This is a genomic window from Pseudoduganella namucuonensis (genome assembly GCF_900116645.1).
Lineage (GTDB): Bacteria > Pseudomonadota > Gammaproteobacteria > Burkholderiales > Burkholderiaceae_D > Rugamonas > Rugamonas namucuonensis.
The window spans coordinates 1-11453 of sequence record NZ_FPBO01000033.1 but is presented as its reverse complement, the minus strand read 5'-3'; the positions used below and the strand labels follow the sequence as shown (position 1 = coordinate 11453).

The window sequence follows — 11453 nt, the reverse complement described above, 5'->3', positions numbered from 1 at the left end:
GATAACTCCGTTGGGGTGGGCGTCAGGCGGGCAGGCGCGTGAGCAGCCAGGCGGCGCCGGTCATCGCGGCGCCGCCGCCGGCCAGCACCAGCCACACGCGCGCCAGGCTTGCCGCCGCGTAGGCCCAGCAGAAGCAGGCCAGGAAGACCAGGAAGGCGAGCAGATAGGCCAGCGTTTGCGCCTCGCCGTAGGGCATGCCGGCCGCCAGCAGCAGCACGATGCCCAGCGTGACGCAGCCCCAGACGAAGGCGTAGCCGCCCAGCAGGCTGGCGGCCACGCGGGAGATGAGGTGGAGGGGAGAGGGTTTCGTTGTCACGGCGCCATGGTAATAATAATACGAATGAGAATGGTTCGCATTATTATATGACAAGAATCGTCCTCCTTGTAAGAAAGATCGAAGGGGGATTGAATCCAGCTTGTTGCGCCCATGCTCTATTCAAGTGTTGCGCCCAGGCTCTATCAATGGCCGCTCAGCCGTAGTACTTTCTACCTATGAGAGCACCGGTACGGCATGCCGGTCATAACCATAACCAAGGGAGACAAGATGAAGCGACTGATAACGAAATCCGCCCTGTGGCTGGGCGTGGCGCTGATGGCGGGCGGCGGCGGCATCGCCCGGGCGGCCACCACCGAGGAGGCGGTCGCGCTGGTGAAGGAGGCGGTGCAGCTGGTGAGGCAGGACAGGGAAAAGGCTTTCACTGAGTTCAACAATCCCGCCGGCCGGTTCGTCAAGGGCGAGCTGTACATCGTGGCCGTCTCGCTGGACGGCGTGGTGCTGGCGCACGGCGCCAACGCCAAGATGATCAACAAGAACATTTTGGAAATCAAGGACACGGACGGCAAGCAGTTCGTCAAGGAGCAGACCAATCTGGCCAAGACCAAGGGCAGCGGTTGGGTCGACTTCCGCTGGCCCAACCCGGTGACCAAGGCGATCGAGCCGAAAACCGTCTACATTGAAAAGGTTGACGATTTGCTGATCGCCGGCGGCATCTACAAGAAATAGCCACCCCTGTCATCACGCGACGGCCGCCCTCGAGGCGGCCGTCGCGCATTCAACGGTCAAAAAATTGACTGGTCAAGCCAATTTTCAAATTGGTCTTGCCGGTGGGCTGGACTGGCACTACCATATTCATCGCAGCAGTGTCATGAATACACCTCCGTGGCATGGCAAGCCCATGCCGCCAGACCAGCAACCGACAGTGAAGGGAAACCCAGATGAACGAACAAGGCCTCGGACCGATCGACCGGCGCACCGTGTTGAAGGCGGCCGGCGCCGCCGGCTTGATGCTGGCGGCAGGCGCGGGATATGGCGCCGACGGCGACGGCACCCGCAAACGCTACGCCGTGGTGGGCGTGGGCTCGCGGGCGCGCATGTTCACCAGGGCCATCACGGGCAAATACAAGGACCGCAACGAGGTCGTCGCGGTGTGCGACCGCAACGCCGGCCGCGCCGCGCTGGCGGTCCGGAAGATCGCGGAAACCGGCGCCGGCCAGCCGCGCGCCTACGCGCCGGACGACTTCGAGCGCATGATCCGCGAGACCAAGCCGCAATTCGTCATCGTCACCACCACCGACGCCAGCCACGACGACTACATCGTGCGTGCGCTCGACGCGGGCTGCGACGTCATCACCGAAAAGCCGATGACCACCACCGCCGCCAAGGCCCAGCGCATCCTGGACGCGGTCAAGCGCAGCGGGCGCCATATCCGCGTGACCTTCAACTACCGCTATTCGCCACCGCGCACCCAGGTCAAGGATCTGCTGATGAGCGGCGAGATCGGCGACGTGCTGTCGGTCGATTTCACCTGGCTGCTCAACACCATGCACGGCGCCGACTATTTCCGCCGCTGGCACAGCGACAAGGCCAATTCCGGCGGCCTGATGATCCACAAGGCCACCCACCATTTCGACCTGGTGAACTGGTGGCTGGGCGCCCAGCCGGAACTGGTGCACGCTTTCGGCTCGCGCCAGTTCTACACGCCGGCCACGGCCAAGCGCATGGGCTTGCAGGGCGCCCACGAGCGCTGCCTGACCTGCACCGAGAAGGCCAAGTGCAGCTTCTACTTCGACCTGGCGGCGGACCAGGGCCTGAAGGAGCTCTATCTGGACAACGAAAAGCACGACGGCTACTTCCGCGACCAGTGCGTCTGGCGCCCGGAGATCAACATCGAGGACACGATGAACGTGATGGTCCGCTACGACAATGGTGTGCAGCTCAACTACGCGCTGCAGGCCTACAACGCATGGGAGGGCTACCGTATCGCCTTCAACGGCACCAGGGGGCGCATCGAGCACAGCATCGTGGAATCGGCCGGGGTGGCCGGGGCGGCCGCGGTGCAGAGCAAGAGCGAGGGGGTGACGACGCGCGTTATTCCACTGCGCGGCGCCGCGCGCGAGATCACGCCCTGGACCGGCACGGGCGGCCACGGCGGCGGCGACGACGCCATGCTCGACGAGATCTTCGGCGCCGCGCCGGCGGACAAGTACAAGCGCGTCTCCGACGAGCGCGCCGGCGCCTACTCCATCCTGGTGGGCGTGGCCGCCAACCGCTGCTTCGAAACCGGCGCCTCGATCCGCATCGCCGACCTGGTCACCGGCCTGGCGCCGCCGGACCGCGCGCCCATGCCGGACCGCACGGCGCCGTTCCCGATGCCGGTGCGGGTGAAACGGTCCTGATTTTCCGCCGCGGCCGGATGTGGACAAAACGCAACGTCCCCGGCCGCGGCGGGGCTCCCGTGAGGCTCATAGGAGAAGAACGCATAAGCAAACCAAGTTTTTGTCGTAAAGCGGGTTTTTTCTCTTGTTAAAGTGGTCTGGCCAATTTAATATCTGGCTATACCAAATAAAAAACTGATCGAGCCAATTCGATCCGACAACTGAAGAGGAGACCCCATGAAACAAGCAGGCAGACCCCAACTCCAGCGCGCCGTCCTCGCATCCGCCGTCAGCCTGGCGGTATTGCAGATGGCCGGCCAGGCCCACGCGCAGACCGCCGCGGCGGCCGAACCGCAGATGCAGGCCGTCGTCGTGACGGGTTCGCTGATCCGCCGCGCGGCGGACGAGGGCGCCACTCCGCTGACCACCATCAAGGCCACCGAGCTGCAGGCGCGCGGCCACACCGAACTGAAGGACCTGGTGCTGGAGCAGCCGCAGTCGCTGTCGCTGGGCACCAACTCCGGCGCCGCCGGCCCCATGACCAACCTGCGCGGCCTGGGCCCGATGCGCACCCTGACGCTGCTGAACGGCCGCCGCATGGCCAACGAGCCGCTGCAGGACCAGTACGTGTCCGTCAACGTGATCCCGCGCATGGCGCTGGACCGCGTGGAGACGCTGAACGGCGGCGCCGCCTCGATCTACGGCGCGGACGCCATCGGCGGCGTGCAGAACTTCTGGACCAAGCGCGGTTACAAGGGCGCTTCCATCAAGGCGGAATACGCCACTCCCGAAATGAGCGGCGGCGGCGACACCAAGAGCCTGGGCGCGATCTTCGGCTACGGCGACTTGAACAAGGACGGTTTCAACGCCTACGTCGCGGTCGACCACCAGAAGAAATCGGCGCTGTTCCAGATCGACCGTCCGGAGCAGCACGATCCGGCCGTGCTGCGCACGCTGGGCCTGGGCCTGACCCCGGACGCCCGCAACGCCAGCCCGATCGCCAACTTCGGCTTCACCCGCGCCGCCAACTCGAACTACAACCCGACCTACGCCAGCGGCTGCGCGGCGCCGTACGCGCTGCCCACGCTGGGCAACGGCAGCGCCAACACGCCGGCCGTCTACGCGCCGGGCTGCTTCCGCAATCCGCTGTACTGGAACGCCGTCACGGACGGCAGCGAGATCACCACCGTGGCCGGCCGCGCCAGCTGGAACCTGTCCGGCGGCCACAAGATCGACCTGGACGTCCTGCACGCCAATTTCACGGTGCAGAAGTTCCGCGGCATGCAGGTGCCGGGCACCACGCAGCCCTTCACCACCTACACGCTGTCGTCGGCCAGCCGCTTCTATCCCGGCAAGGGCATCACGCCGGCGGTGCAGGTGGCGGGCAGCAACACCGGCTCCAACACGCCGGCCATGTTCATCGACGCGGCCAAGACCCCGGGCGCGGTCAGCACCCTGAACATGAACAACCGTCCCATTTACTTCCAGTGGGGCCCGGCCGAACTGGGACCCGCCTACCGCAACGACGAGCAGACCAACGACCGCATCGTGCTGTCGGCCGAGGGCGACGTGCTGGGCTGGGATTACCGCGTGGGCGTGAACCACGGCGTGTCCAAGCGCGATACGCGCGTGGGCGGCGGCTACATCCTGTATTCGAAGGCGCAGGAAGGCTTCGACAAGGGCATCCTGAACCCGTTCGGCCTGCAGGACGAGGCGGGCGCGGAATACCTGCGCAGCATCGAGGCGCGCGACTACACCTACCGCCTGAACAAGGCCTACAACCAGAGCGTGGACGCGACCTTCTCGCGCGCCCTGATGGCGCTGCCCGGCGGCGACCTGACGCTGGCGGTGTCCGGCGAACTGCGCCGCGACTCGGCGCGCACCTTCAACGCGCCGCTGGACTATGTGATGAAGAAGGCCGACGGCAGCTACAACATCGACGCCGCCGGCAACGTGGTGCAGTCCGACCTGGTGGGCGAGACTCCGCAGGGCGTGGCGAAGAAACTGCGCCGCGACATCTCGTCGCTGGTGATGGAGGTGGACGCGCCCATCAAGTCCAGCTTCCTGCTGAATGGGGCTGTGCGCGCCGACCATTACAAGGACTTGAAGCAGACCACCGTCAATCCCAAGCTGGCCGCCCGCTGGGAGCCGCTGAAGGATCTGGTGCTGCGCAGCTCCCTGTCCACCGGCTTCCGCGCGCCGTCCATCATGGACATCCAGAACCCGACGCCGGAAGTGCGCACCCAGGTCATGGATGACCCGGTCCTGTGTCCGAGCGCGCAGCCCACCGTCGCCGGCACCGGCGTGCCGAAGGCCGGCTACACCGCCGACCAGGTTTGCAACGTGACCATGGCCTACTGGACCAAGACGCCCGACAACGATTTCCTCGAGCCCGAGAAATCGCGCGGCTTCTCCTACGGTTTCGCCTACGAGCCGATCAAGAACCTGGCGGTCACGGTCGACTACTGGGGCCTGAAGCTGAAGAACGTGCTGGGCGCGCTGACCATCGCCGAGATCCAGCAGAACCCGTCCAAGTACGCCGAATACATCATCCGCGACTCGGCCGGCCTGATCGACCACATCGTGGCCAGCCAGGCCAACCGCGGCCAGACCCGCATCCGCGGCGCGGACGTGTCGGTGGGCTACCGCTTCCCGACCACGAGCATCGGCACCTTCGACGCCAAGGTCGACGGCACCTGGTACCACAAGTACGAGTTCCAGAGCGAGAAGGATGGCCCGTGGCTGAAGAACGTCGGCATCATCACCAATGATGGCCGCTACGGAGGCGCCGGTCCGAACGCCGGCCTGGCGGGCATGCCGCAGATGAACCCGCGCTGGAAGCACACGGCGTCGGTCACCTACAACACCGGGGACTGGGGCGCCACGCTGTCGCAGCGCTACCAGACCGGCCTGACCGACCTGACGCCGCGCGCCGGTTCCACGCTGACCAAGGTGGATGCCTACAGCCAGTACAACCTGAACGTGCGTTACAAGGGCTTGAAGAACACCACCATCAGCCTGGGCGTGAACAACCTCACCGAGGAATGGCCGCCACTGACCTCCAACAGCATCTACAGCGGCGGTTACGTGACCAGCATGGCCGACATGATGGGCCGCGTGTACCGTCTGTCGGTGGAATACAAGTTCTAAGTCGTTGTGTGAAAGACGCGGCCCCCACGAGGGGCCGCGCCTGTTTTTCTGAACAGGAGGCCGTACCGCCATGACCCCGCCTTGTCTTGCCGTGCTGCTTGTATCACCCGTGTTGTTCACCCAGGCGGCCGCCGTCCACGCCGCCACTCCCGATTCCCAGGCCGGGCGGATCGACCGCGAGGCCCTCGTCGCCCGCCACCAGCCCCGTTTGCGGGCCATCGACACGATGGCGCCGCTCAGCGTGGGCAATGGCCGCTTCGCCTTCACCGCCGACGTCACCGGCCTGCAAACCTTGCCCGACCATTACCGCGCCACCGGCACGCCGCTGGAAACGCAGGCGCGCTGGTCCTGGCACGAGAACGCCAATCCCAAGGGCTACAAGCTGGCCGACGCCAACCGCGACTACACCGCGCACGGCCGCACGCTGGGCTATCCCACCAACCAGAACACGCCGGCCGGGCAATGGCTGCGCGAGAATCCCCACACCCAGCCGCTGCCGCGAATCGGCTTCGTCATGGCGGGCGAGGGCGCGCGCGAACTGACGGCGGCCGACGTCGCCTCGGTGGATCAACGGCTGGACATGTGGCGGGGCCAGTTGCACAGCGGCGTGGCCTTGCTGGGACAGCCAGTGACAGTGCGCGGCGCCGTGAGCCCGGACAGCGACACGCTGGCGCTGCGCATCCAGACCCCGCTGTTCAGCGGCGGGCGTTTGGCGGTGCGCATCGCGCTGCCGCTGGGCTACGACCTGGCCGTCAAGCACAATCCGCCGCTGGACTGGTCGCGTCCCGAGGCGCACCGGACCACGGTGCTGGAACAGACCGGCCGCAAGCTGGCCGTGGAGCATAGCCGTGACGCCTCCCGCTACGCGATGACGGTGGCCGCCTCCGCGCCCATGACCATCCGGCGCAGCGGCCCGCACGCCTTCGACGTCTCGCCCGCGGCAGGCGACACGCTGGAGCTGACGGTGTCCTTCGCCCCGCGCGGTCTCGTGCCAACCTGGGCTGGCGCCGCGCCATCCTCCGCCCAGCCCACTGCCTCTGCCGCCCACGCCCAGCCAGTTGCACCCGCCGCCGCCGCACCCGCACCCGCCGCGTCCGCGCCTGCCGCCGATGCCGCCGCCGTGTTCGATCGCAGCGCCGCCCATTGGCGGAGCTACTGGCGGTCCGGCGCCGCCGTCGATTTCAGCGGCAGCGCGGACCGGCGCGCGCATGAACTGGAGCGCCGGGTGGTGCTGTCCCAATATCTGGCCGCCATCCAGCTGGGCGACGAGCTGCCCGCCCAGGAAAGCGGCCTGACGACATCCACCTGGTACGGCAAGCACCACACCGAGATGGTGTGGTGGCACACCGCCCACTTCGCGCTGTGGGGACGTCCCGCCTACACGGCGCGCACGCTGTCGTGGTATCAGCGCGCCTTGCCCTCGGCGCGGGCCGTGGCCGCCGAGCGTGGCCTGAAGGGCGCGCGCTGGATGAAGATGACCGGCCCTGAAGGCCGCGAAAGCCCCGGCGGCAATCCGCTGATCGCGTGGAACCAGCCGCACGCCATCCACCTCGCGGAACTGATGTACCGCGCCGATCCCACGCCGGCCACGCTGGCGCGCTACGGCGAACTGGTGTCGGAAACCGCGCAGGCCATGGCCTCCATGCTGCACTGGGACGCGGACGGCCAGCGCTACGTCCTTGGCCCGCCGCTGTGGATCGCCCAGGAGATCTACGACCAGTCCACCAGCATGAATCCGGCCTATGAGCTGAGCTACTGGGCCTGGGGCCTGGAAAAGGCGCAGCAATGGCGCGAGCGCGCCGGCCTGCCGCGCGACGCGGACTGGGAACGCAAGCGCACGCGCCTGTCGGCGCTGCCGCAAAAGGACGGCAAGTATGTCGCCGTCGAATCGCATCCCGACACCTGGGACAACGTGAACAGCCGCCACGACCACCCATCCTTCCTGATGGCGCTGGGCCAGTTGCCGGGCGACGGTGTGGACCGCGACACCATGCGCCGCACGCTGGACGCCGTGCTGCTCCACTGGGATTGGCAAACCAAGATCTGGGGCTGGGACTATCCGATGATCGCGATGACGGCGGCCCGGCTGGGCGCCACCGAGCAGGCGGTGGCCGTGCTGCTCAAGTCCGATGGCCCCAACAATGGCTACACCAGGGCCGGCCACAACCCCAACAAGGGCCTGCCCGTCTACCTGCCGGGCAACGGCGCGCTGCTGGCCGCCGTGGCCATGATGGCGGGCGGCTGGGAAGGCGCGCCCGCGCGTCCCGCGCCCGGCTTCCCGGCCGACGGCCGCTGGACCGTGCGCGCCGAGGGCTTCCAGCGTTTGCCGTAAGGAGATATTGAATGAGAAGACTGTTTTTGCTGGCGCTGGCGTGCGGCTACGCGCTGTGCGCGCCGATGTCCGCGGCGCGGGCGCAGGGCGGGCCGCAAGTGGATCGATACGGCCTGGCGGCCGCGAACGGCCCGGTCGAGCGCTGGGGCAGCGCGGAGATCGCGCTGACGGGACCGTCCGGCGGCAATCCCTTCCTGGAGGTGGACCTCTCCGCCACGTTCCGCCAGGGCGCGCGCACGCTGCGCGTGGCGGGCTTTTACGACGGCGATGGCCAGTACCGCGTGCGCTTCATGCCGCCCGAGGCGGGCGAGTGGGAGTACGAGACGCACAGCAACCGCGCGGAGCTCGATGGCCGCAAGGGCAGGCTCACGGCCGTGGCGCCGTCCGCCGGCAACCATGGCCCGGTGCGCGTCAAGGGAACCCACCATTTCGCCTACGAGGACGGCACGCCGTTCTGGCAAGTGGGCACCACCAGCTACGCGTGGATCCACCAGACCGAGGAACTGCAGCGGCAAACGCTGCAAACGCTGGCCGGCGCGCCGTTCAACAAGCTGCGCATGGCGGTCTTTCCCAACCATGACGACAAGAACGAGCCGCCGCGCTTCCCCTTCGCCGGCCGGCCGCCCAAGGCCTGGGACCTGGCGCGCTTCAATCCCGCCTTCTTCCGCAATCTCGAGCAACGCGTGTCGCAGCTGCGCGCGCTCGGCATCGAGGCGGACCTGATCCTGTTCCATCCCTACGACAAGGGCTACTGGGGCTTCGACCGCCTGCCGGCCGACGTGAACGAGCGCTATCTGCGCTACGTGGTGGCGCGGCTGGGCGCCTACCGCAACGTGTGGTGGTCCATGGCCAACGAGTTCGACTTCCTGAAGGAAAAGACCATGCCGGAGTGGGACCGCTATTTCGAGATCGTGCAGGCGAGCGATCCCTACCAGCACCTGCGCTCCATCCACAACGCCTTCGTGCTGTACAACCACACCAAGCCCTGGGTCACGCACGTGAGCGTGCAGAGCGGCGCCATCGCGGAGGACTTCGAGCGCGCCGTGCTGTTCAGGGACGTGTACAACAAGCCCGTGGTGTACGACGAGGTGAAATACGAGGGCGACTTCTCCAGGCGCTGGGGCCAGCTCACGCCGCAGGCCATGGTGCTGCGCTTCTGGATGGGCGCCATCGCGGGCACCTATGTGGGCCACAGCGAAAGCTACGAGGACCCGCGGGGCATGATGTGGCTGGCCAAGGGCGGCGGCCTCAAGGGGCAAAGCCCGCCGCGGCTGGCGTTCTTCCGCAAGATACTGGCCGAGAGCCCGGCCGAGGGACTGGAGCCCATCGACAAGTGGCAGAACCACCCGTTCGCGGGCAAGCACGCCCAGTACTACCTGGGCTACTTCGGCCTCGGCACGCCCGCGAGCTGGCCCTTCGTGCTGTTCAAGACCGGCCTGGCGGACGGCATGCGGTTCAGGGCGGAAGTGATCGACACCTGGAACATGGCGGTGACGCCGGTGGATGGCGTGTTTGAAATCGTCAAGCGCGACAACTACACCTACGCCGACAAGAACGGCCGCGCCATCGCATTGCCGGGACGGCCGTACATGGCGCTGCGCATCGTGCGCGTGCCGTGAACATGGCCCGGGAAACCACCATGCGCATCCTTGTCGCGGCCTTGTGCCTCGTCGCCTGCGCCGCGCCGCGGGCCGCGCGCGCGGACATCGTCGGCCACATGACGCCGGCCGAGCCGCTCACCGAGGCGCGCGTGGCCGGCCTGGCGGCGCCGGAGCGCGAGGCGTGGCTGGCCTACCTGGCGCGCTCGCGGGCGCGGATGGCGGCGGACCAGGCCTCGCTGGCGGCCGAGCGCGCGGACGGCGCCGTGCCCGCCGCGCCGCCGCACGCCGCAAGCGGCGACGGCGGCATGCCGCTGGGCCGTCCCGCCGCGTGGTATGGCTCGCCCGAGGCGCGCCGCGTCGCCGACAACATCGTGAGCTTCCAGACCCCGGCCGGCGGCTGGGGCAAGAACACGGACCGCACAGGCCCGGCGCGCCAGCGCGGCCAGCATTACATCGCCATCGACACGGTGCCCGGCGCGGCCGGCCCCCGCAAGGAGGTGTGGAGCTTCGTGGGGACGATAGACAACGGCGCGACCATCGCCGAGTTGCGCTTCCTGGCCCGCGCGCAGGCGCAGGCGGCCGGCGCGGCGGGGCACGCCTACCGCGACGCGTTCATCAAGGGCGCGCGCTACCTGCTGGAGGCGCAGTATCCGAACGGCGGCTACCCGCAGGTCTATCCGCTGCAGGGCGGCTACCACGACGCCATCACCTTCAACGACAACGCCATGGCGGCGGTGACGGCGCTGCTGGGCGAGATCGCGGCGGGGAAGGGCGACTACGCCTTCGTGCCGGCGCCCGTCGCGGGCGAGGCGCGCGAGGCGGCCGGCAAGGCGCTGCGGCTGATCCTGGCCACCCAGCAGGTGGTGGGCGGCGCGCGCACCGGCTGGTGCCAGCAGCACGACGCGCTCACGCTGGCGCCGGTGGGCGCGCGCAATTTCGAGCCGCCGTCGCTGGCCAGCGCCGAGAGCGCGCAGCTGCTCAACCTGCTGATGCGCCCGCCCGGCCAGGACGCGGCCATCGAGGCCGCCGTCCACGCCGGCGCCGCCTGGCTCAAGCGCGTCGCGGTGGCCGATGTCGCCTGGTCCGAACCGGTTTCCGCGGCCGTTTCCGCGTCGGCCGCCGCCGAGGGGCGCAAGCTGGTGGCCAAGCCCGGCGCCGGCCCCTTGTGGTCGCGCTTCTACGATATCGCGACAATGAAGCCCGTCTTCGGCGACCGCGACCGCAGCATCCACGACGACGTCAACGAGCTCGGCGCCGAGCGCCGCGGCGGCTACGGCTGGTATGGCGACGGCCCCGCCAAGACGCTGGACAGCTACGCGCGCTGGTCCCGCGGCCATCCGCCGCCGGCCGCGCGCTAGCGGGCGCGGCCCCCGGGCGCGGGAAAGCGGCCTAGCCCGGATATTTCATCAGTGAGTCTCTGCCCTGGCGAGATTCGGTGCAGAGGTGGCGAGGGTGCCCAGGTCGGCTGTTTTCGACGAGATTGAGGGGGAAATGGCAGCGCAAGACGCAATTTCCCCTACCCCCATTGTTTATAGCGTGCCGGGGACAGCACTTGTCATGCGCTATGGGGCCATTGCGCGAGCGGCGCTGATGAAGACGTGCTTGAGGGGATGCTGCGAGGCAAGCAGCACGCGCACGCGGCGGGTGTTGCGCACGATGGCCGCGCCGATTTTGAGCAGCTTGACGCGGATCGTCGCGGTGCAGGCTCGGGCCAG

General features: G+C 68.1%; 8 protein-coding genes. 6 read left to right on the top strand and 2 right to left on the bottom strand.

Features of this window, described 5'->3' with window-relative positions; genetic code table 11:
• Window positions 1-22: 22 nt before the first annotated feature.
• Entirely contained in the window at window positions 23-316 is a 294-nt protein-coding gene (locus BM436_RS27040) for an iron uptake protein (protein WP_093558640.1), read from the bottom strand.
• 228 nt (window positions 317-544) lie between these two features.
• Here BM436_RS27040 and BM436_RS27035 point away from each other — a divergent pair, with 228 nt between their 5' ends.
• The 6 genes from BM436_RS27035 to pelA all read left to right on the top strand — a co-directional run bounded on the left by BM436_RS27035 (window position 545) and on the right by pelA (window position 11096).
• Complete coding sequence (locus BM436_RS27035) at window positions 545-1003, top strand: cache domain-containing protein (protein WP_093558735.1); 459 nt, start codon at window positions 545-547, stop codon at window positions 1001-1003.
• A gap of 212 nt (window positions 1004-1215) precedes the next feature.
• Complete coding sequence (locus BM436_RS27030) at window positions 1216-2676, top strand: Gfo/Idh/MocA family protein (RefSeq protein WP_093558639.1); 1461 nt, start codon at window positions 1216-1218, stop codon at window positions 2674-2676.
• Window positions 2677-2892: 216 nt separating this feature from the next.
• On the top strand, window positions 2893-5805 hold the full coding sequence (locus tag BM436_RS27025; protein WP_093558638.1) for a TonB-dependent receptor domain-containing protein: 2913 nt from the start codon (window positions 2893-2895) through the stop codon (window positions 5803-5805).
• Between the two features lie 70 nt (window positions 5806-5875).
• The gene (locus tag BM436_RS27020) at window positions 5876-8137 is read left to right on the top strand and encodes a hypothetical protein (protein WP_093558637.1); all 2262 of its coding nucleotides are present in this window, start codon (window positions 5876-5878) and stop codon (window positions 8135-8137) included.
• 11 nt (window positions 8138-8148) lie between these two features.
• A complete protein-coding gene (locus BM436_RS27015; protein WP_229490773.1) occupies window positions 8149-9756 on the top strand; it encodes a DUF5060 domain-containing protein in 1608 nt (535 codons plus the stop codon).
• Window positions 9757-9776: 20 nt separating this feature from the next.
• Window positions 9777-11096 (top strand): pectate lyase, encoded by a 1320-nt coding sequence (gene pelA / locus BM436_RS27010; protein ID WP_229490771.1) that lies wholly within the window; start codon window positions 9777-9779, stop codon window positions 11094-11096.
• Window positions 11097-11300: 204 nt separating this feature from the next.
• Here pelA and BM436_RS27005 read toward each other — a convergent pair.
• Window positions 11301-11453, bottom strand: a 153-nt coding sequence (locus tag BM436_RS27005; protein WP_177307536.1) for a transposase, incomplete at its 5' end; no start/stop codon positions are given.

What these genes read in the sequence shown, in the direction of transcription:
- BM436_RS27035 (WP_093558735.1), top strand. Translation starts at nt 545, where the DNA reads ATGAAGCGACTGATAACGAAATCCGCCCTGTGGCTGGGCGTGGCGCTG.
- BM436_RS27030 (WP_093558639.1), top strand. Translation starts at nt 1,216, where the DNA reads ATGAACGAACAAGGCCTCGGACCGATCGACCGGCGCACCGTGTTGAAG.
- BM436_RS27025 (WP_093558638.1), top strand. Translation starts at nt 2,893, where the DNA reads ATGAAACAAGCAGGCAGACCCCAACTCCAGCGCGCCGTCCTCGCATCC.
- BM436_RS27020 (WP_093558637.1), top strand. Translation starts at nt 5,876, where the DNA reads ATGACCCCGCCTTGTCTTGCCGTGCTGCTTGTATCACCCGTGTTGTTC.
- BM436_RS27015 (WP_229490773.1), top strand. Translation starts at nt 8,149, where the DNA reads ATGAGAAGACTGTTTTTGCTGGCGCTGGCGTGCGGCTACGCGCTGTGC.
- pelA (WP_229490771.1), top strand. Translation starts at nt 9,777, where the DNA reads ATGCGCATCCTTGTCGCGGCCTTGTGCCTCGTCGCCTGCGCCGCGCCG.